Below are 20,609 nucleotides of genomic sequence, written 5' to 3' on the forward strand. Positions count from 1 at the left end.
ACGTCGAAACCAATATGGGGCGCGTTGGTCACTTGGTAAAGGGATTGCGGCATGTGGCGGAGAGTGGCGTGAGGGCTTTGCGATTTGCGGCAGCGGCCTTCGCCCTGGTGATTCTGGGTTCGGTTTCGACATTTGCGCCCGCCGCGTCGGCGGATGATTCCGTGCTCGCCTATGGTGCCCGCATTGCCGGTGATGATGCCCGCACACGTATCGTCATCGACATGGACCGCGCTCCCGCCTTCACGGTTCATTATCTTGACAATCCGGTCCGCATCGTCGTCGATCTTTCGGCGACTGCATTCGGCTTTCCCGCGGGCAGTCTCAAGCCGACCGGCCTCTTCAAGGATATTCGCTACGGCACCATGGATGCGGACAGCGCCCGCATCGTGCTGACGGCAAAGAAACCGGTAAAGCTGGTCACGGCCAAGGTTCAGGCCGATGAAAGCGGCAAGGGGCAGCGCCTCGTGCTGGATGCCGAGATGCTGCCGGCGGAACAATTTGCCGAACTGGTGAAGAAGCAGAACTGGACGAGCGACGATACCGCCAGGGATGTCGGCCCGGTCGAGCCGGCGCAGAAGGCCGATCCGAATGTGTTCCTCGTTGCAGTCGATGCCGGTCATGGTGGTATCGACGCGGGCGCAACCGGTACGGACGGCGTCACGCAGGAAAAGGATATCACGCTCGCATTTGCGAAGATGTTTGCCGACAAGCTGAATGCCCAGCCTGGGATCAAGGCCTTCCTGACGCGCGACAAGGATCAGTATTTATCCCTGTCCGAACGCGTGACGATCGCCCGTCAGAATCGCGCTTCGCTCTTCATCTCGCTGCATGCCGATACGCTGAAGCAGAAGGATATTCGCGGTGCGACCGTCTATACCATCTCGGACAAGGCGTCCGACCGGCTCGCCAGCGAAGTGGCCGATCGCGAAAACAACTCCGATCAGATCGCCGGCGCCGAGGCTCAGGCGCAGCCGGCCGCCGTCAACGACATTCTGATGGATCTGACGCGCCGCGAGACCCAGGCCTTCTCCATCTCGCTGGCGCAGGATGTATTGTCCTCGTTCAACGGCCAGATCGCCATGATCAATAATCCGCATCGTCATGCCGGCTTCCAGGTTCTGACAGCGCCGGACGTGCCCTCGATCCTGCTCGAACTCGGCTTTCTCTCCAACAAGGAGGACGAAAAGCTGTTGCTCGATGCCGACTGGCGGCAGAAGGTCGCCGACCGGCTGACGGAAGCGGTGAAGCAATATCGCGTATCGATTATTGCAAACGGCGGCTGAGCGCACCGGATCGGGCGAGGGCCGTGGCTTCCATGTAACAGCGATGCACTTTAGAATTGGATGAAATTGGAATACCGGCGGCGAGCCCTATTTTGCTCACATTCCCGCCGTTACAGCGAAGTATCGTTTGCTCGCGTAGGAAGCACGGCTTTGTCCCATTGCCGTCTTGCATTCACGCCGCGAGCGTGCAAAACGCCCGTGATTATGCGATGATCTCGCGCACGGGCCGCATGAAGAACAAGCACCGGTAGTATCAGATGATCAGACTGATTGGATATTTCTTTGGCCTCGGCTGCCTCCTGTTTCTGGGTGCTGCGGCTGCGGCTGCCATTTATCTGAGCGTGGTCTCGAAGGAACTGCCCGATTATGAGGTGCTTGCCAAATACGCGCCGCCGGTAACAACGCGCATTCACGCCGGCAACGGCGCGCTGATGAAGGAATATTCGCGCGAGAACCGGCTTTTCGTGCCGATCCAGGCCATTCCCGATCGCGTCAAGGCGGCCTTCCTTTCGGCCGAAGACAAGAATTTCTACAACCATCCCGGCGTCGATGTCGGCGGCCTTATCCGCGCCGTGGCCGTGAACCTGCAGAATATTGGGTCCGGCCGCCGGTTCGTCGGTGCGTCCACCATCACGCAGCAGGTCGCCAAGAACTTCCTGCTGTCCGCCGACCAGACGTTTGACCGTAAGATCAAGGAAGCGATTCTCTCCTTCCGTATCGAGCAGGCCTATAGCAAGGACAAGATCCTCGAACTTTACCTGAACGAGATCTATTTCGGCCTCAATTCCTACGGCATCGCCGGCGCAGCGCTCACCTATTTCGACAAATCGGTCAACGAGCTGACCATCGCCGAATCGGCCTATCTGGCCTCGCTTCCGAAAGGCCCGTCGAATTACAATCCCTTCCGCCGTGCCGAAGCAGCGCTCGCCCGCCGTAACTGGGTGATCGACCGCATGGTCGAGAATGGTTATGTCAGCCAGAGCGACGGCGAAGAAGCGAAGAAGCAGCCGCTCGGCGTCGTGCCACCAAAGAGCGGCCCTTCGCTGTTTGCATCCGACTATTTTGCCGAAGAAGTTCGCCGCCAGCTCATCGACCAATATGGCGAAAAGACCCTATACGAAGGTGGCCTTTCCGTTCGCACGTCCCTCGACCCGCAGATGCAGCTCGAAGCCCGCAAGGCGCTGCAGGATGGTCTGGTCGATTATGACGAGCGCCGCGGCTATCGCGGCCCGATCAAGCAGATTGCCACTTCGCAGGATTGGGGTGCCGAGCTCGCCAAGGTTCCAAGCTTGAGCGATGTGCCGGAATGGCAGGTCGCCGTCGTTCTTTCCGTGTCCGATCAGGGTGTCGATATCGGGCTGCAGCCGCGCGTCGATGCCGCCGGCAAGGTATCGACGGAGCGGACGCGCGGTACGATCGCTCCCGCCGACATGCGCTGGGCCTATCGCTCGGCCGGCGGCAAATCGGTCAAATCGCCAAGCGGCGTTTTGAGCCCCGGCGACGTGATTTACGTGCAGAAGAGCGGCAATGCCGATTCGAGCAGCTATCGCCTGCGTCAGCCGCCGAAGGTGCAGGGCGGGCTTGTTGCCATGGACCCGCATACCGGCCGCGTGCTCGCCATGGTCGGCGGCTTCTCCTATGCGCAATCAGAATTCAATCGCGCCACGCAGGCCAAGCGCCAGCCGGGTTCGTCCTTCAAGCCCTTCGTCTACGCGGCCGCCATGGACAACGGCTATACGCCGGCCTCCGTCATTCTGGACGATCCACTGCAGATCACGCTCAGCAACGGCGATGTCTGGAAGCCGACGAATTACGAAGGCGAGGGCGGTGGCGTCCATACGCTTCGTTTCGCGATCGAACATTCGCGCAACCTGATGACAGTGCGTCTCGCTTCCGACATGGGCATGCCGCTGGTTGCCGAATATGCCGAGCGCTTCGGCATCTACGATCATATGAACCCGGTGCTCGCGATGTCGCTCGGCGCAGGCGAAACGACGGTGCTGCGGATGGTTTCGGCCTATTCGGTCATTGCCAACGGCGGCAAGCAGATCAAGCCGACGCTGATCGACCGCATTCAGGACCGTTACGGCAAGACCATCTTCAAGCATGAGGAGCGCGTCTGCGACAGTTGCAATGTCAGCGCCTGGCAGAATCAAGAAGAGCCCGTCATCGCCGACAATCGCGAACAGGTGCTCGATCCAATGACGGCCTATCAGGTCACGTCGATGATGCAGGGCGTCATCATCCGCGGCACTGCAGCCGGCAAGATCAAGCTCAATACCGATGTCGCCGGCAAGACGGGCACCACCAACGAAGAGAAGGATGCCTGGTTTGTCGGCTACACGCCTAGCCTCGTCGCCGGCCTTTACGTCGGCTACGACACCCCGACCCCGCTCGGTCGCGGCGGCACCGGCAGTGGACTTGCCGCACCGATCTTCAACGAGTTCATGCAGGCTGCGACTAAAAACGAGCCCCCGGAGAAATTCCAGGTGCCCGCCGGCATGACGATGGTCGCGGTCAATCGCGCGACCGGCATGGCCGCGCAGCCCGGCGAGCCGAATGCCATCATGGAAGCCTTCAAGCCCGGCACCGGTCCGGCCACCAGCCTGCAGGTCATCGGCGGCGGCGATGCCGCGGCGCAGGTGGCCCCCGAGGAAATCCTCAGGACCTCGCCACAGGCAAACCAGGCTGTTACCTCTGGATCGGGCGGTCTCTTCTGATCCGACCCTATTTGTCTGATCGACATGCCGCAGGGCTTTACACCAGCGGCATGTATATCTATGTCACCAGCACTCTTTGAATTGGATGACCGCTTGTCTTGGGCGGTGAACTGAAGAAGTGGGATTATGCGAGCCGAAATCGAGAAAGTAGTTGATGAAACCAAGCAGGCTATCACCCTGCTGAGGAGGCATCTTTGACTGGGACCAGGCGATAAGGCGACTGGACTGGTTGAATAATAAGTCAGAGGATCCGACCCTCTGGAACGATGCTGCCGAGGCGCAGAAGCTGATGCGCGAGCGCCAGCAGCTTGACGATGGCATCAGCGGCGTGCGCGCGCTGGAACAGCAGCTTGCCGACAATGTCGAGCTGATCGAGCTTGGCGAAGAAGAAGGTGACGCCGATGTCGTTCGCGAGGCTGAAGAAGCGCTCAAGGGCTTGAAGGCGGAGGCCGCGCGCCGGCAGGTGGAAGCCATGCTTTCGGGCGAGGCCGACGGCAACGATACCTACCTCGAAGTCCACTCCGGCGCCGGCGGCACCGAGAGCCAGGACTGGGCGAACATGCTTCTGCGGATGTACACCCGCTGGGCCGAGCGCCAGCGCTTTAAGGTGGAACTGCTGGAAGTCCATGACGGCGAAGAAGCCGGCATCAAGTCCGCAACTCTGCTCGTCAAGGGCCACAATGCCTATGGCTGGCTGAAGACCGAATCGGGCGTGCATCGTCTCGTGCGCATTTCGCCCTATGACAGCAATGCGCGCCGTCACACCTCATTCTCATCGATCTGGGTCTACCCGGTCGTCGACGATTCGATCCAGATCGAGATTAACGAAGGCGATTGCCGTATCGATACCTATCGCTCGTCGGGCGCCGGCGGTCAGCACGTCAACACGACCGACTCGGCTGTCCGCATCACGCATATCCCCACAGGGATCGTCGTGCAGTGCCAGCAGGAGCGCTCGCAGCACAAGAACCGCGCCAAGGCGTGGGACATGCTGCGTGCCCGCATGTATGAGGCCGAATTGATGAAGCGGGAAGAGGCCGCCAATGCCGAAGCCGCTTCGAAGACGGATATCGGCTGGGGTCACCAGATCCGCTCCTACGTCCTGCAGCCTTACCAGCTGGTCAAGGATCTGCGTACTGGCGTTTCCAGCACGGCGCCGAGCGACGTTCTGGACGGTGATCTCAACGAGTTCATGGAAGCAGCCCTTGCGCATCGCATCAGCGGTGCCGCCGATGCCGTCATCGACGACGTCGAATAAGGACACATCCGTTCGAGCGTAGAAAAAGCCCCGGAGACGGGGCTTTTTTCATGTTGCATCCTGCCTGGCTGACTCCGGCATCATGCGCTGGCGCAGATGCCTCGCTCAATCCGAGAATTGTTCCGCCAGAATCCTGTCCGACCATGATCTGTCCGGATCGGAGAGAATGCGAGCCGTCGTATCCTCGCTCTGACGGATTTGAATGCCGAGAACCGATTTGACCTCGGTATTGTCCGCAGCAGCGTTGACCGGACGCTTCTCCGCTTCGAGCACGGTGATGTCGACCGTTACCCTGTTCGGGAGGAGGGCACCACGCCAGCGGCGCGGGCGAAAGGCGCTGACCGGCGTCATGGCAAGCAACGGCGCTTCCAGCGGCAGAATGGGGCCATGGGCGGAAAGATTGTAGGCGGTGGAGCCTGCGGGCGTCGTCACCATCAGCCCGTCGCAGATCAGTTCCGGCAGGCGGACCCTCCCGTCGATCTCCACCTTCAGCTTTGCCGTCTGATAGGACTGACGGAACAACGAGACTTCATTGATGGCGAGCGCGACACAGGAGCTGCCATCGGCATTGCGGGTGGTCATCTGCAGAGGGTGAAACGCGTTTTCGACAGCTGCTTCGATACGCTCGGCCAAGCCATCCGTGCGATAGTCGTTCATCAGGAAGCCGATGGAGCCGCGATTCATGCCATAGACGCGTTTGCCGGTGTTCATCGTCTTGTGCAGCGTCTGCAGCATGAAACCGTCGCCGCCGAGAGCCACGATGATATCCGCATTTTCCTGCGCGGTCTGGCCATAGCGGCCAATAAGCTCTTCCTGCGCCGCTTGAGCCTCTGGCGCGGTGGAGGCGAGAAAACAGACGGATTGAAGATTGCGCGGCATGCAATGTCCTCTGAATAGCGATTCTTCGTAATGTTATTCCCTTGTCGCGACAAGACGTTTCGCGCGAACTGGTAAATCGGTCGATCCCCAGCTTTAACGTGGATCGGCCGATTTTCCCTTTACAGGATTTCAAAATCTGTTACTTGGCATGCCCATACGCCCTTGTAGCTCAGTTGGTAGAGCACCTGATTTGTAATCAGGGGGTCGCGGGTTCGAACCCTGCCGGGGGCACCATTTTTTTCCTGAATATCATCGATCATTTCATCTCCGGTATGGAAAACCGGCGGCAACGACATAATATCTCGTTGCTAACGGGCTCCGAACGCTCGTCACAGTCATCAATCCCATACTCATCAATCCCATATAAGTGGGCCTGGAATCATATGCCGAGCAAGCCCAAGAAGCCTAAACTCGAACACTCCGAGCTTTCGGGTGAATTTACCGACGATGGCGTGACTGTCCTGGTCGATATCTTTCGCCCGGCCGGCACCAATGCCGACTGGCGGATGGAGGTCATCACGCCGGAGGAAGACCTGATCGAATGGGAAGAGCCCTTCGCGACCGACCGCGAGGCATTCGACGAGTTCCTGGCGACGATTGCGCGCGACGGCATCCGGTCGTTCTTTGACGAAGCGGACCCTATGGTTCACTGAACCTACCGATAGGTCCTGGCGAGCGCATCAAATCGTCCCCGGTTCTTCACGCATCCATTCGCCTGCCTGCTCGGGATTGTAGATGCATTTACAACATCGAAAATCGGCATACACTTCATCCACCTATGGTGGGGAGGATACGTTCATGCGCGAGATATCGCGGCATGTCGTCTTGGGATTGCCGCTTGTCATAATCACGGCGTTCACAGACGCATCAGCGTTGGCTGGTGAAAACTGCTACTGTAAAAATGCGGATGGAAAGCAGCATGCGGTCGGCGAGGTCGCCTGTATGACCGTCGGGGGGCGGAGCTACCTCGCGCAATGCGAGATGAACCTCAATGTCACCTCCTGGGCGAAGCTGCAGGATGGCTGCCCCGTTACCGAGAGGGTGCTTTGGCGCCAATCGGCCTGGCACCCGGCGCCGATGATCGTACGATAAACATTACGCGCTTGATTTAGCGCTCGCTGTGAGCGTGCTTCGATATGCTTCAGCCGGCTTATTTGCGGACCAGCAGCAGCGGCTCGCCTTCTTCTTCCTCGGACTTCTGGAAACTGCCGTCGGGCTTCATATCAAAAGAGAGCGAGGAGCCATCGCTGCCCAGCATGACAAGCCCGAACCCTTCTGTCGCCCAAAGGGAAAGCTTGAGGTCGCCGACTTCGCCGGCGCAGTTGCCGCTCGATGACATCTTGGCGGTGCCGTCCTGATCCTTTTCGGTGGTGAGCGTGATATCGCAGACGGGCTTGCCGTCCGGCGTCTGGATGCGCCAGGCGCCGGCAAGGCTTTCGGTGGTCGGCACGTGATCGACATCGCCGAGCGCCGGCAGCAGCCAGGTCGGGTCGCCGCCTTCGCTTTCCCACGGCGAGCCTTCCTCCTGCTGGAAACGCATGAGCGGCTTGCCTCCACCATCCGCGATCGCCAGCGATCCGTCATCGGTGAAATTCCAGATCTTGGCTGCGGCGAGCACGGGAAGCGGCGCCGCGCACGCATCCGCCCCCGTAATCTCGTAGCCGCCGGACACGGTATTCGTCCCGAAGGTAAGGCGGCAGCCCTTGGCGCCGTTTTCAGGCGCAACCAGCCAGACGCCGGCTTGCGCCTCGATCATTTCGTCATCGGCGGCGCGTGCCGGCTGGATCATTGTCAAGGCAAGGACGGCGGCAATCGCCGCAGGACCAAGAAGACGGATCAAAGCAAATTCTCCCAACGTGCTGCGGCCGCCAAAGGCACCACTATGATTTGAGATAGGACCGCGTCGCATATAGCGCGATCGCGGCTGCATTCGAGACGTTCAGCGATTTGATGGCGCCGGGCATATCAAGCCGCGCGAGCGCACTCACCGTTTCCCGGGTCTTCTGGCGCAGGCCCTTGCCCTCGGAGCCGAGCACGAGCGCGATCTTGTCGCCGCTGAAAGTGCCTTCCAGCGGCGCCGGACCTTCCGAATCGAGCCCGATGGTCGTGAAGCCGAGACGGTGCAGTTCTTCGAGCGCATCGGCAAGATTGGTGATCTGTATATAAGGTATGAGCTCGAGTGCGCCGGAGGCCGATTTTGCCATCACACCTGATTCTGTCGGGCTGTGGCGCTGCGTCGTAATGACCGCACCTGCATCGAAAGCGACGGCCGAGCGCATGATGGCGCCAACATTGTGCGGGTCCGTCACCTGATCGAGAACCAGCAGCAACGGGCTGTCCTTCAATGCCTCGAGGCGGCGCACGGGCAGGGGACGCGTTTCCAGCATGACACCCTGATGAATCGCTTCAGGGCCAAGCACCTTGTCGATGTCCTGCGGTGAGACGATCTCGACCGGGATGCCGAGTTGATCGGCCGGGCCAACCTCCAGCCGTACCAGGGCATTCTGTGTCGTAGACAGCTTGACATTCTTGCGTTGTGGATTGCTCAGCGCCGCGCGAACCGTATGCAGGCCATAGAGAAAGACCTGATCGGGTGCGAGCGCCGGCGGCTTCCAATCGTCAGCGCCGGCCTTCTTGCGCTTCCGCGGCGCCGGCGTCGGGATTTCGCCACGCTCGCGCTTGGCATCGCGATGCGCGCGGCGCAGCGTTGCATAATGAGTGTCCTTGGCCGAGCGGTCGCCGGCGGTGCTGTCTTGGCCCTGATGGCCGGATGATTTGTCTTTGCTCATGCGGCTTTATAACCAGCACCTTCCTGAGCGCCTAGCCTCTTTCAGTGCCGGGCTTTTCCCACAGGCTGAAATTTTTTCGTCATTTTTGGCAATTCCTTGTGTTGACAGACGGAAATCGTCCGGTCATATACGCGGCGCAGATGACGGCGGCGACGCCAACGTCTGACAAGCTTGGTCGCAAGATCCAGTCGGAAAACTGGAGGGATGCCCGAGTGGTTAAAGGGGACGGACTGTAAATCCGTTGGCTCAGCCTACGTTGGTTCAAATCCAACTCCCTCCACCATTCCGAGCCGGATCTTGACCATCCCGCGGGTATAGCTCAATGGTAGAGCAGCAGCCTTCCAAGCTGAATACGCGGGTTCGATTCCCGCTACCCGCTCCAGCTATTTCAACCACTTAGCTATATCCCGTGTCACTCCATGTCACGGCGTGTCAGTCTGCCTTTTTGGCACGCTTCTCAACGCGAGCTTCTGCTATTCTGCGGCTGCTCTCCAGTCCATCGCCTCGGCTATACCGGCGAGTGGTTTTTGTCGTGGTGTGGGTCGCAAGATCCCGGGCGTCTTCCAACGAGCCCGTTGCCTCAACCGTCTCAGAAACAGCTCCGGCTCTCGAATCCATCGACCAAACATTCGATGGAACGCCGGCAGCATCCCGCACCTTGCGGAATTTCTCCGTATAGCGATTCTCCCAATAGGGCTTTCCGTAGTCTTCGTCGATGACGACAGGGCCGATATCAGGAATGCGAAACGCCTTCAGCGCCTCCGCCACGAGTGGGTAGCTGTTCAAGTCCCGCGCCACCGCGGCACCGGTCTTGCTGGTCTTGAGCGTCAAGATCATATCTTTCGAGATCGACTTCGCCATGAGGCCAGTCCAACGGAACTCTCCACCCTCAGGCGGCGGCGCCCATTCCCCGATAATATCGATTCGACGCAACGCGGTTTCAAACTTTAGCGCCTCGACAAATCCGATCGAGGGGCATTTCATTTCCGCGCTTTTTTTCACGATCGCCAAGCACTGATCATAGGTCATGGCGATTTCGCGTCCTGCCGGTTGCTCGAAGCGGATATCCGATAGGATTGCTCGGGCCTGTTTGCAGCCCTGCAAGCGTTCGCCAGCGCCATAGCTCAACACGAGCCGGAGGAGCTTAATCGCGCCTGACGCCCGTCTATGGCCTTTTTTCCGCCATTGCTTAAACCAGTCTTTGAAGTCGGACGCCTTGAGTGCATCGATCCGGCGTTTCCCTACATTCTTTTCCAAGACGCGAAGGCTCGGCTCGTAATCGCGGATCCTCGTCGAGTGCTTCACGGTGTGGAGAGAACTTGTCGTATCGTGCTTGTAGCAATCGATCAGTGACTTGATCGTGCCATCGTAGCTAGGGGCAGCATCCTTGCCCCGCAGATCGTCTTGGAGCGCTCTGGTGCGCCTCTGGCACTCTTCGGCTATCTGCTCGTCGGAGAGGCCATCTGCGAGCCGTATGACGTCCAGATAGGCAGGAGCGCCTTTAACGGCTCGCTTTGGGTCCCAATAATGGACCCGCGTCCCGTTTTTGTTATCCCGGTATTTGTAGCCGGGCCTGTCAGTCCTCATCCCATTCTTCCTTTCCATCAGGGGCGAGATTGCCCGATGGAAGCATGCCGGCCGTTCGGGTCGCATCGTCAACCGCGGCGTTCTTGTGGAAACCGGGGATAACGGTGACAACCAATGAACGGATATCAATCTTGACTGCCGCGCCCTGGCGATCGGCCGCACGGATAATTCTTTCGATATCGGCTTGGCGGAAAGCGGCTCTGGTCATCGTGAAACCACCTCGCCGGTCCGGAGGTCTATGACATCGCCGTTTAACTTGCGCTTGAAACGTTTGGAGAAGCCGCCGGCCTTCTCGGGTTTGATCCCAAGATGCTTCTTCCGGGTGCGGGCGATCTTGGCCTTGACGGCAACCTCGGTCGCGGTCTTGCGCCGGTGCGGCTCCTTCAGGGCCGGGAAGAGGTTGGTCTCACGATGCTCGCCGCCCAGAATGAGCGCAACGCGGTGATCGAGATCCCACTCGTCGCGAACCGGATCGATCTTCTTGCCGGTAAGATGGCAGATGCCGTTCTCTCTGTCGAAGATGCGCATCCGCACGCGGTCCGGCACCTTCTGATCGTCATGCTTGCCGATCCATTCGGGGACAGAACGGGTCATGATCGTTCCCCTTCGCCATGTGCCGCAACCGCCAGCCGCGCGATGCGCTGAAGATCGCGAACAGCCTCTCGCCATGTGCCATCGGCCATAGTCGACCAGCTTGAGCCGGTTGGATGAGCATCACGGATTTCTTCCAGCGCCTTCACCAGACGTTCGTTTTCCGCTTTCTCGTCTCGGTACCGGCCTTCCCAATATCTATGGTCGACGGGGTTTCCGGTGAGGCGATCGACGTTGGCGCGCAGCCGCTCGATCTCGTCCGCGCCATCTGAACAATCAGCCGGCAGTGTCGGCATGTTCTTCGGTGGGCGCTGCTTCGCGCCCCACCAACGGAGGCGTTCAACAATGTCAGCCATGGCGTCGTGTGAGCCGCCCGGCGCGTCGGGGTGAGCTTTCTTTGAGGCTTGGCGAAATGCAGCGTCCAATTGCTCGCGCGTGACAGGGCCAGGATTGAAGCCGAAGACTTCTCGCCACGATCTCTTGCCGGCCGGAGCGGGCAGAGCTGCAAAGCCGGTGAACGTCGCGCGGACGAGTGCAAGGGTGCCGTGCCGGAGCTCGACGCGCCGAGCCTCGATGATGTGATGTATCGCCTGCAGGTTCGCCTCGACCTTGGAATAGCGATCGACCGGAATGCAGACCGATAGTCCATCCCAAACAAACCAGACGGCGACGCCAGGATCTGCCGGCTTCTCCACACCCAACGTCACGTTGCTGGATATGACGACGTTCTGCAGAGGCTTGCCGCTATCCGACGCGAAGAGGCGAAGGCTCTCCTTCACGTTCTTGATGGCGCCGGCGAGCGTGGTGCGGAACTGGCCGGCATCGCGGGTGCGCGAATAGCGCGGCATGTTCTCGGGCCATTGGAGAGGATAGGGGATCATGCCGCGCCTCGCAGCTCTTCGACTGTCGTTTCCAATACCTCGGCGAAATGCTCCAAGGCCGGTTCCAGCCGCTTCGGATTGTTGGCGATCGCTCGGACGCTTTCGCTGATCGCGCGAGCCTTCTCGATGCTCTCTGGCGAGAGTGCCTTGATAATCGGCGCATATTCGCGCTCGACGGCTTTCAGCGCTGCAGGCGAGACGCCTGTGTCGGCAGCCATGGGAAGCATGTCCCTGGCGAACTTAATGAGCGTCTCGCGCTCTGTAGGGGGAGCGTCCGACGACGAGGCTTGGGGGGCGTGATCGTCGGACGCTGCGGAAGCGGAAGGGTGACCGCTGTCCGCTGTATCCGGCTCGGATGGCGTTGAGCCGGAATTGGGGAATTGGGTTTCGAGGATTTCGCCGGTCTCTGGGTCGGACGGCTCCTCGTCGACGTGCGCGGTTTCCTTGCGAAGGGTCGCGACGTCGACGCCGGTCATTCGGCTGAGAAGTTCCGTCATGTTTTCTAGCGCTTCCGTCAGCTCCGGATCGTCTAGCTCTGTGAGGCTCTTCGGATATTGCATGAACTGGCCGCCGATGGTTTTCGACAGGTTCACGATGCCGAGGGCGAGCTTCACAGCTTCGCTGGCTTCCTCCTTGGTTTTCCAAGGCGTCTGGCATTGCTTGACGACCAGGCCGATGACGGCCCACCACTTGCGAACAAGCACGCGGTCTTTCTCTTCCGTGAACCGGACGAAAACGACGGTGCCGCGGCGATAGCTGTTGAGGCGCTCTTGGTCGAATGGGCCAGCCGGGATAAGCCGTCCGCTGTCAATCGTCATGCGGAGTGCTGGGAAATCGCCCTTCGTCATGCCGCACCGCCGATGCGCTTCTCAGCGCGCTTGCGGATCGCCAAGGCGATGCCCTGGTTGACCTCGCCTTGAGGCTTGCCGTCGAACCGAGCGAGCGGATCGAAATTTACCCAGACCTCTTCGAGCGATTCAGCGTCAGATACGACGGCCATCGCTTCCTCAAGCTGCTCGAAATATTCGTTATCGTCGGGGATCGTTTCCTGCGCGCCGGCGTCGGTCTCGTCAGTTGCCGGCGCTTCCGTCCCGTCATCGTTACCGGTTTCGGGCTGATTGGTGACATCAACGACCTCGGCGTCCTCTACAGGAGGCTTTGGCGGTACCGGCGGCATGGGCTTCGCAGGCTGCTCGTCTTGCGGGGTGACATCGCGGATATCATCGAGATCGGCGATCTCGCGGGCTTCGAACTCGTCGCGGATACCGCCGAGGACATCGCCGAACAGTTCGCGAAGGCAGTAGCCGGCAGCGCGCCAAGCAAGCATGCGCTTTTGAAAGCGATACCAAGGCGCGTCGTTCGGCTGGCCTTCCTTCCAAACCTTCTGCCCATTTTCCCAAACAGGCTTTTTGACCGTGGCTCGATCGTCCCAAAGGCGAGCATGCTTTGCGTCGGCAACACTGAAGACGACGGTCTTTTCTTCGCCGGTATCAGCCCGCTTCGCGACGCAATAGCCGAAGGTCCGTTCGTCTTCGGTCAGGGCGGCGAAGGCTTTGGCGGTAATGCCCGGATCTTCCGCCTCCGCTTCCTTGCTCGGCAACATGCCAGCATCGCGAAGGATCTTCTTGTCGTCTTTGGCGTAGCCGGTTTTCAGGACCTCTACCCGCCCGGACGAGCGCACCACGTTGATGATGCCGTCGCCATAAAGCGCGGGCCGGCCGTTGATGACCGTGAAACTCCGGAGAGAGACCATCGGCTTCAGACCCAGCTCGGCGCCGGCCATGATGGCGACGGTAACCGCGCTCACGGCATCATCGCCATTCAGCTTGCCGATCAGCGCCGCCGGTGCCAAGCCGCCCAGATAGACAGCCTTGGCGATGCGGAAGGTTTCCTCGAATGTCTGCGGCACGATCGCCATGACCTGGCCGCCGCCGGCCAACGCCGGCATGCTCTGTTTGGTCTGGGTCTGGTTGTCCATCAGAAATCAAACCTCTTGTCGGTGGCGACTTCTGCCGCAGCTTCGGTGATCGGTTCCGGCTTGGGATCGGCGCGACGAAGGATTTCCTTCTCCGCCTTGTCGGATTCGGTCTTGATCTCAACGACCTCGACCTCTTTGGGGCCGTGCTTGGTTTCGATCATGACCTTGTCGCCCGGCTGCAACTCAAGACCGGCCGGCACGAAGTAGTCATAGGTTTTGGCGTCTTCCGCCTTCTGCCACTTGAACTTGACGGCGGCGACGGCGCGGGTAGGGGTAAGCTGTTCGTTCAAGGTCGTTACTCCGTGCAAGAAAATCGTTGCTGGCAAGCCGTTGAGCCAGCGCACTTTTTCGGGCTGTGGCAGAATGCTGGGCATTTCCCATTTACGGGATGATCCAGCTGCCAAATGATGGGGCTTGCCGGATATGGCAGGCGCTTCATGGTGAAGTCTTTCCACGGGCCGCCGCCGACCGTCTTTCCGGTCAGCTTCTCAGCAATCTCCTTGGCGTCATACTCGTTGGCGCCTTCGCAATAGCCCTGCGATCCGTCGGTGAAGGTGATCCAATACCCGTTCATCAGCGCACCGCCGCTCTTTCCTCGACCTTGACGCCAGGAACCGTGTGCCCTTTATCGGTCGCGCGTTGGGCTAGGTCGCGAAGGCACGCCTGCAGGTCTGGATGGTTGAGCATGTATGCTGATAGAGCGGCCCAATCGGTGACTTCTGTCACAACCTTCTTGACTGAAACGCTGGCTGCCTTGCCATAGGCCGGCTTGATCGGTGTTGGAGCTGCTTCTGGCGCAGAAACCGGTGGCGGTGCTTCTATGACCTCGGCTTGCGTGGATGCCTCCCGAGCGGCTTGCTCTGAGGCAAGGCGAGCCTGTTCGGCCTCACGTTCCCGCTTGCGCTGCTCTTGCAGTTTCACAGTCTCCCACGCGCCGATCGCATCGCGGACCTGATCGGCGCCGGCCTTCGCCTTCTTAACCAGCGGCTGCCACTTCGCATCTACAGCCTTACCGGCTTCGAGGTGAGCCGAAGTCCCTCTATGTCTCTCGCAGCGTGACGAACGCAAGCGAGATCATTGCATGGGCAAAGGGGCAGGGCTTTGAAACGACGCTACCTGCCGATGATCTGCACGTGACCGTCTTGTATTCGCCGACGGCCGTCGACTGGATGGAAGCCGGTCAGGATGCGTGGAACGACGACGGCACGCTGACAATCCCGCCCGGTGGTCCGCGCGTCGTGTCTCAGTTCGGGCAGGGCGCGATCGTGATTGAGTTCTCTTCTGCCGCGCTGCAATGGCGCCATGAGGAGCTGAAACGCATCGGTGCCGAGCCGACCTATCCGAACTATAGTCCTCATATCACCTTCACGTATCAGCCCGGCGACGTCGATATCGACACGGTTGAGCCTTACCGTGGCGCGATCGAGCTCGGACCCGAAATTTTCGCTGAGCTCAAGCCCGATTGGGCGGAAGGCATCGTAGAGGAATAGCCATGAATTTCACCGACGCTGTAACCGTCGCGGGAACGCGCCGGCGCGAAGAGACGCGACGCGAGCGAAACGAGGCCTTCGAGATCGATAGCCCCGATCCTGAGGTACCTGAGTTCTGCGCTTCGCTGTGGGATTGGTTTTGGCAATTGCGATCGGCACAGGCGCCGGGATTTAGCGGTGCGGTGCCGATCTCCAATGTTGAACTGCTCGCGTGGCTTCAGCTTACCGGCAATGTCCTTCGGCGGGAGGAAATTGCCATATTTCGCACGATGGACAGCCGCTATGTGGCCGAGGTCGAGCGTGAGGCGGAAGCCATCCGCGAGCGGGTAGAACGATCCAGGCCTTGAGGTGCATGCACCCTGAACCTCCTTTCTCCATCGCATTGTAAAGGTAGAGCTATGGCAGACGTCGCACAACTCGGCGTGCAGGTTACCAGCAACGGCGTCAATGAAACGACGGCCGGCCTGACCAAGCTTTCGGGCGCGGCAAGCAGAGCAGAAGCTACAATTGACAGTCTGGGAAGCGCATCGAAGGCTCAAGCCATAGGCTTGTTGGCCGCAGCCTCCGCTTCAAAGAATAAAGCGGCTGAGGCACTTGCTGCTGCTCGGGCAGACACGTCACAGGCGGCTGCGGCACTTGCTTCCGCGAGGGCCACTGGCACAGCAACGAAAGAAGAATTGGCTGCCCAACGCGCGAAAGTGAATTTGGCGCAAGCAACTCAAGCCGCCGCGAAGGCTGAGTTGGATAAAGCAGCAGCGGCACAATTAGCCGCTAGGTCAACGCTAGAGGCTGCAAAAGCATCTGAGATGGCCGCGCTGGCCGCTCAAAAACAAGGCTCTGCTGCCGCCTCTTCCTCGAAGCAAGTCGAGATGATGAACCGTGCGGCAAATCAGAACAATGCCGCCCTGAACGCAACCATCGCGCCATCGAAGAATGTCGCCTATCAAGCCAGAATGATGGCGCTTCAGCTCTCGCAGGTCGCGCAACAGACGCAGGCAGGCGGCGACTTCATCCGAGCGCTCGCTATCCAGCTTCCCGACTTGGCGACAGGTTTCGGAGCCGTCGGTATCGCGATCGGTGTTGTGAGCGGCATTGCTCTCCAATATTTCGGTACACTGATCGGAAGCGGCGAAGATTCAGCGAAGGTCCTCAGGGAGCAGCAGCAGCTTATCACGGAGACCGCACAGGCATGGGGTGAGGCTGTCCCGGCGCTTCAGCAATATGTCGACCAGCTTCAGCGCGCCGCCGATCTGAAGAATTTGGACGATTCCTTGAAAGTCCTCAGTCAGCAGACGATCGCCAACGTCAAGACCAGCGTCGATGACCTCAGAGGGTCGTTCGCCAATCTCACGCAAGATTTGCGGCAAGCCGGGGAAGAAGATCAGGTCATCATCAATCTGGAAAAGGCGTTCAATGATTTCGTGAAGGCTGCCCAAGAAGGTAAAGATGTCACGAGCCAGGTGAAGACAGTCAACGATGCGCTGTCCGCAGCGATCAACAGCACGGGCCTCCCTGCGCTCTCCGAATGGGCGGCATCGTTCAATGGGGTTGCGACAGCTGCGGCAAATGCAGCGGGCCAAGTAGAGAAGCTGTCAAATTCGGCATTGACGGCAAAGCTTTTCGGTGGCGACAAGCTGAACCCGCTTAGCCCGCTTTCGATCTATGATGGGAAAGTCGTCTCCAACGATCAAAACCCGCAGGGGACGGTGGTCACCGATGACGGCCGGTATGTCCCCATTCCGACGCCTTCCGACCGGCCTTCTCCCTATGGATTTGCAGAGCCGAAAACGAATACCGCCGGTCTCAAGCGCAATGCCGATGCGTATAGGGATTTGGTCAAAAACGCCCATGACCGCATCGATCAGATGAAGCTCGAGGCGCAGACCGCAGGCGAGACGGGCATTGCTGCGGAAACTCTGAGTTTCAAGCTCAAGCTCCTTCAGGACGCCACCGATAAGGGCCGCACGGTAACCGCCGCGCAGCGCGCAGAGATCGAGAAGCTGGCAGACGCCTATATTGGCGCAGATTATCGCGGTCGTTACAGCACGCTCGCTGGTGGCCTTCGTCTTTTGAAGCGGAAGGGCTTTGGCAATCACGCCGAACTTGCTGCCTCTCTCTTTGAGGAGATACCGGTCGCCATGGCTTCTGTTGGCGATATTGCCGCGATCAAGGTGGACACCGGCGGCGTCTATGCTCTTGGCGTTGTCCAAGGGCCTCGCATCTATGTCGTTCGGCCCGGTGAGGCTGGAATTGGAACGGTCGATCTCTTGGCCGCTGAAAGGGCTTTCCGGGTCTGATGCCGATCATTCGTATCCTTCTTATCGCCGCATGGTTTCTGCTGGCGACGATGTCGCTTGCCCATGCGGATCCGATCACCGCCGCTATCACTGCGATTGCGGGCACCATTGGTCAGCTGGGCGTTGTTGCAAAGCTCGTGCTGGGCATCGCGCTCGAAGTCGGCAGCTCGCTCCTCTCGCGTGCGTTGGCGAAAAAGCAAGACACCGCCCAATCTGGTATCAAAACCAACGTTTCCTCAGGCGGCGATAATTCGCTAGCCTTCATCGTCGGCACCTATGCCACCGCGGGCAGCCACGAATACGTCGGAAGCTGGGGCAATGCCGGCAAGACGCCGAACGCTTACCTGACGCAGGTCCGCTCGCTCTCCGATTTGCCGATCTCTGGCATCACGAACCGGATCTGGATCAACAGCGAAGCTTGCACGATCGACACGAGCGATACGAGCTACGGCGATCAGGGCTTTCCGGTTACCGAATATAAGACGAACGGCAACAACAATCACCTTTGGGTCAAGGTTCCGACCGGCAACCAGACAGCGGCTGATGCGTTCCTGCTTGCGAAGTTTGGCGCGGACCCAGATAGACCTTGGTTGAGCGACATGATCGGCCGTGGCGTCGCCATGGCGATCTTCACCGCTCAGTATGACCGCGAGCTCTTCACAAGCACGCCATCGCCCATATTCGAGGTTCAGGGCATCCCGCTCTATGACCCGCGCAAGGATTCGACCGTCGGCGGCTCGGGCTCCCATCGCTGGGGCCAGCCGGGAACCTACGAGTTCTCGGATAACAACGTCGTCATCATCTACAACATCATGCGCGGCATCTACTATGCCGGCACGTTGATCTACGGTCCCGCAGTCCCGGCCGCTCGTCTGCCGCTGTCTAACTGGTTCGCGGCGATGAACGAGTGCGACCGCCTCATCAATCTTGACGGCGGTGGTACTGAAAAGCAGTTCCGGGCGGGATACGAAATCGAGACGGCCAATAAGCAGCCTGTCGACGTCATCGACGACATCTTGCTCGGCTGCAATGGCCGGATGGCGGAAATCGGCGGGGTCTACAAAATCCACGTCGGCGCGCCGGCGCTTCCGGTCTACTTCTTCACCGATGACGATATCATCGTGACCGACGGGCAGAGCCTCGATCCTTTCCCCGGCTACGAGAACACATACAACGGGGCATCTGCCTCTTATCCAGAGCCGGAAACCGGCTGGCAGATGAAGGATGCGCCGCAATACAGCGATGCAAGCTTCCTGGCAGCCGACGGCGGGGAAATCCGTCTTGCCTCATTGGAGTTCAATGCCACACCGTTCCCGGTGCAGGTTCAGCGCCTTATGCGGTCCGTCACCAACGACAACCGCAATTTCCGCCGCCATCAGATCAATCTACCGCCTGAGGCGTGGCTTTATGAGCCGCTCGACACCTTTTCGTGGTCGAGCGACCGAAACGGCTACGTGTCGAAGCAGTTCCTCAATACCGGGATGGACGATCTCGACAACGCCAACCAGTCGGTGGCGTTGCTGGAAACAGATCCTTCCGATTACGACTGGAGCCCGTCGTTTCAGCTTCCCTGGACCGTAGGGCCTATCTCGCCGCGGTTACCGACCTCACAGCCTATGACCGGCTGGCAGGTCCAGCCGGCAACGATCTATGATGCCGATGGGACCGCGCGCCGTCCCTCGATCCAGGTCTTCTATGACGGAGATCAGATCGATGTTCGGGCGGTTCGCATTCAGGTTGAGCTAGCATCAAGTGGCGTCGTCATTTTCGATGGTGAGGTTCCTTACGGCGATCCCACTACCAATGCGAACCCTTCATCCGTCATTCTGAATGGGACGTTTCTGCCAAATACCAGTTATGTCGTCAGAGGGATGTTCGTACCGTTCTCGGGGCGAGCGACGGACTGGAGCGCGTGGCTCCCCGTCACCACGCCGAATGTGCTTTTAGGCGCGGATGACGTTTATCTTCCTGGCGTCGTCGAGGACCTGCAGAAGTTCGTTGGCGATGCAACGGAGTGGATCCGCGACGGCACGCGGCAAGCTCTTCTCGATGCCCAGCGCATTGCTCGCCTGACAATAGACCAGGATCTCGGAAATTTCACCGATCGGCAGCTGATGCGGACGCAATATGCGTCCAGCCTCAATACCGAAGTCGCCAAGCTAACAGCAAGTTATCAGTCCGACATCCTGCTTGCGACGGGACCGGGTTCGGCTCTGGCGCAGCAGATCACTACGATAACCGCGCGCATCGACGACCCAACGAACGGCCTGGTCGCCAACGCCAACGCCACAAGCTCGCTGACGACGAGAGTTACGCAGGCCGAAGGCAATATCACGTCGATCAGCCAGCAGCTATCGACGGTGACCACCCAAGTCAATGACCCGACGACAGGGCTGCAGGCCAATGCCGATGCAACGACACTGCTCTCCGCGCGGGTCGATCAAGTCGACGGCCAATTGTCCTCGCAGGCCGATGCGATCACGTCACTGAATACGCAAGTCGGCGATATTTCCGCAAGCGCGAACTTTCGCATGTCGGTCTACGCTGCGCCGTCCGGGTATTCGTCCCGCATTGGCATGGAGGCTCGCGGGGGATCTTCTGGGGCGTACCGCTCGGCAAGCCTCTTCATTGATGTGCCGTCGAGCGAAACTCAGCCGACCAGAGTTGCTATTGTGGCGGATCAGTTCTCAGTCACCAACGGCTCGAATACCGGGCAGCCATTCATATTCCAGAGCGGGGTATTGACGTTGAATGCAGCCAATATCGGCACCGTGACGGCCGGCCTCATCAATGGTGGCCCGGGCGCAAAGATGGTGATCGATATCACCAACGGCTCGATCACCGTTTCTGATTGAG

The 20,609-nt window shown here is 59.6% G+C and carries 21 protein-coding genes and 3 tRNA genes; 12 read left to right on the top strand and 12 right to left on the bottom strand.

The features are described from left to right. The first annotated feature begins 68 nt into the window (after positions 1-68). The 3 genes from I8E17_RS05285 to prfB all read left to right on the top strand — a co-directional run bounded on the left by I8E17_RS05285 (position 69) and on the right by prfB (position 5,261). On the top strand, positions 69-1,283 hold the full coding sequence (locus tag I8E17_RS05285) for an N-acetylmuramoyl-L-alanine amidase (RefSeq protein ID WP_069614983.1): 1,215 nt from the start codon (positions 69-71) through the stop codon (positions 1,281-1,283). 257 nt (positions 1,284-1,540) lie between these two features. After that, the gene (locus tag I8E17_RS05290) at positions 1,541-4,003 is read left to right on the top strand and encodes a penicillin-binding protein 1A (RefSeq protein ID WP_069614921.1); all 2,463 of its coding nucleotides are present in this window, start codon (positions 1,541-1,543) and stop codon (positions 4,001-4,003) included. 126 nt (positions 4,004-4,129) lie between these two features. After that, positions 4,130-5,261, top strand: a protein-coding gene (prfB, locus tag I8E17_RS05295; protein ID WP_113366357.1) for a peptide chain release factor 2 whose coding sequence is annotated in 2 segments (ribosomal slippage) — positions 4,130-4,198 and positions 4,200-5,261 — 1,131 coding nt in all. Because the reading frame shifts where the segments join, the coding sequence is not laid out codon by codon here. Between the two features lie 105 nt (positions 5,262-5,366). Here the strand turns inward: prfB and I8E17_RS05300 are convergent. Continuing rightward, complete coding sequence (locus I8E17_RS05300) at positions 5,367-6,140, bottom strand: NAD kinase (protein WP_069614919.1); 774 nt, start codon at positions 6,138-6,140, stop codon at positions 5,367-5,369. A gap of 158 nt (positions 6,141-6,298) precedes the next feature. Between I8E17_RS05300 and I8E17_RS05305 the strand changes: the two genes are divergently transcribed. The 3 genes from I8E17_RS05305 to I8E17_RS05315 all read left to right on the top strand — a co-directional run bounded on the left by I8E17_RS05305 (position 6,299) and on the right by I8E17_RS05315 (position 7,232). After that, positions 6,299-6,374 (top strand) — tRNA-Thr (locus tag I8E17_RS05305). 149 nt (positions 6,375-6,523) lie between these two features. Then, complete coding sequence (locus I8E17_RS05310) at positions 6,524-6,793, top strand: hypothetical protein (RefSeq protein WP_069614918.1); 270 nt, start codon at positions 6,524-6,526, stop codon at positions 6,791-6,793. Positions 6,794-6,938: 145 nt separating this feature from the next. Beyond that, entirely contained in the window at positions 6,939-7,232 is a 294-nt protein-coding gene (locus I8E17_RS05315; protein ID WP_069614917.1) for a hypothetical protein, read from the top strand. A gap of 58 nt (positions 7,233-7,290) precedes the next feature. Here the strand turns inward: I8E17_RS05315 and I8E17_RS05320 are convergent, their stop codons facing one another. After that, on the bottom strand, positions 7,291-7,980 hold the full coding sequence (locus tag I8E17_RS05320; RefSeq protein ID WP_069614916.1) for an AprI/Inh family metalloprotease inhibitor: 690 nt from the start codon (positions 7,978-7,980) through the stop codon (positions 7,291-7,293). A gap of 40 nt (positions 7,981-8,020) precedes the next feature. Continuing rightward, positions 8,021-8,929 (bottom strand): 23S rRNA (guanosine(2251)-2'-O)-methyltransferase RlmB, encoded by a 909-nt coding sequence (rlmB, locus tag I8E17_RS05325; protein WP_069614915.1) that lies wholly within the window; start codon positions 8,927-8,929, stop codon positions 8,021-8,023. Positions 8,930-9,127: 198 nt separating this feature from the next. Between rlmB and I8E17_RS05330 the strand changes: the two genes are divergently transcribed. Then, positions 9,128-9,212, top strand: a tRNA-Tyr gene (locus tag I8E17_RS05330). A gap of 25 nt (positions 9,213-9,237) precedes the next feature. Next, positions 9,238-9,311: transfer RNA gene (locus I8E17_RS05335), tRNA-Gly, on the top strand. Positions 9,312-9,361: 50 nt separating this feature from the next. Here the strand turns inward: I8E17_RS05335 and I8E17_RS05340 are convergent. Genes I8E17_RS05340 through I8E17_RS05380 form a run of 9 tightly spaced genes read right to left on the bottom strand, consistent with a single transcriptional unit; the run spans position 9,362 to position 15,034 of the window. Continuing rightward, a complete protein-coding gene (locus I8E17_RS05340; protein WP_219510969.1) occupies positions 9,362-10,534 on the bottom strand; it encodes a hypothetical protein in 1,173 nt (390 codons plus the stop codon). Continuing rightward, a complete protein-coding gene (locus I8E17_RS05345; protein WP_113397485.1) occupies positions 10,506-10,724 on the bottom strand; it encodes a hypothetical protein in 219 nt (72 codons plus the stop codon). Before I8E17_RS05345 ends, I8E17_RS05340 begins: the two co-directional genes overlap by 29 nt. After that, on the bottom strand, positions 10,721-11,110 hold the full coding sequence (locus I8E17_RS05350; protein ID WP_113397484.1) for an HNH endonuclease: 390 nt from the start codon (positions 11,108-11,110) through the stop codon (positions 10,721-10,723). The genes I8E17_RS05345 and I8E17_RS05350 overlap by 4 nt, the downstream gene beginning before the upstream one ends. Next, entirely contained in the window at positions 11,107-11,988 is an 882-nt protein-coding gene (locus I8E17_RS35380) for a hypothetical protein (RefSeq protein ID WP_307777804.1), read from the bottom strand. The genes I8E17_RS05350 and I8E17_RS35380 overlap by 4 nt, the downstream gene beginning before the upstream one ends. Further along, complete coding sequence (locus tag I8E17_RS05360; RefSeq protein WP_219510967.1) at positions 11,985-12,836, bottom strand: hypothetical protein; 852 nt, start codon at positions 12,834-12,836, stop codon at positions 11,985-11,987. Before I8E17_RS05360 ends, I8E17_RS35380 begins: the two co-directional genes overlap by 4 nt. Then, positions 12,833-13,966 carry a recombinase RecT gene (locus I8E17_RS05365; protein WP_229002084.1) on the bottom strand — a complete coding sequence of 378 codons (1,134 nt, stop codon included), beginning with the start codon at positions 13,964-13,966 and terminating at the stop codon, positions 12,833-12,835. Before I8E17_RS05365 ends, I8E17_RS05360 begins: the two co-directional genes overlap by 4 nt. Continuing rightward, positions 13,966-14,256 carry a hypothetical protein gene (locus I8E17_RS05370; protein WP_219510965.1) on the bottom strand — a complete coding sequence of 97 codons (291 nt, stop codon included), beginning with the start codon at positions 14,254-14,256 and terminating at the stop codon, positions 13,966-13,968. The genes I8E17_RS05365 and I8E17_RS05370 overlap by 1 nt, the downstream gene beginning before the upstream one ends. Positions 14,257-14,261: 5 nt before the next feature. Next, entirely contained in the window at positions 14,262-14,540 is a 279-nt protein-coding gene (locus tag I8E17_RS05375; protein ID WP_219510963.1) for a hypothetical protein, read from the bottom strand. Beyond that, positions 14,540-15,034 (bottom strand): hypothetical protein, encoded by a 495-nt coding sequence (locus tag I8E17_RS05380; protein ID WP_219510960.1) that lies wholly within the window; start codon positions 15,032-15,034, stop codon positions 14,540-14,542. The genes I8E17_RS05375 and I8E17_RS05380 overlap by 1 nt, the downstream gene beginning before the upstream one ends. On the opposite strand from I8E17_RS05380, the gene I8E17_RS05385 reads away from it, so the two are divergent. The 4 genes from I8E17_RS05385 to I8E17_RS05400 all read left to right on the top strand — a co-directional run bounded on the left by I8E17_RS05385 (position 15,022) and on the right by I8E17_RS05400 (position 20,608). Further along, the gene (locus I8E17_RS05385) at positions 15,022-15,456 is read left to right on the top strand and encodes a hypothetical protein (RefSeq protein ID WP_219510958.1); all 435 of its coding nucleotides are present in this window, start codon (positions 15,022-15,024) and stop codon (positions 15,454-15,456) included. The two genes, I8E17_RS05380 and I8E17_RS05385, sit on opposite strands and share 13 nt — an antisense overlap. A gap of 2 nt (positions 15,457-15,458) precedes the next feature. Further along, the gene (locus I8E17_RS05390; protein WP_229002085.1) at positions 15,459-15,803 is read left to right on the top strand and encodes a hypothetical protein; all 345 of its coding nucleotides are present in this window, start codon (positions 15,459-15,461) and stop codon (positions 15,801-15,803) included. Positions 15,804-16,325: 522 nt separating this feature from the next. After that, positions 16,326-17,753, top strand: coding sequence for a hypothetical protein (locus tag I8E17_RS05395; RefSeq protein ID WP_219510956.1), 1,428 nt, complete (start codon positions 16,326-16,328; stop codon positions 17,751-17,753). Then, positions 17,753-20,608, top strand: coding sequence for a phage tail protein (locus I8E17_RS05400; RefSeq protein ID WP_219510953.1), 2,856 nt, complete (start codon positions 17,753-17,755; stop codon positions 20,606-20,608). Before I8E17_RS05395 ends, I8E17_RS05400 begins: the two co-directional genes overlap by 1 nt. Position 20,609: the final 1 nt, after the last annotated feature.

It is taken from the genome of Rhizobium sp. AB2/73 (assembly GCF_020871915.1).
Taxonomy (GTDB): Bacteria; Pseudomonadota; Alphaproteobacteria; order Rhizobiales; family Rhizobiaceae; genus Rhizobium; species Rhizobium dioscoreae.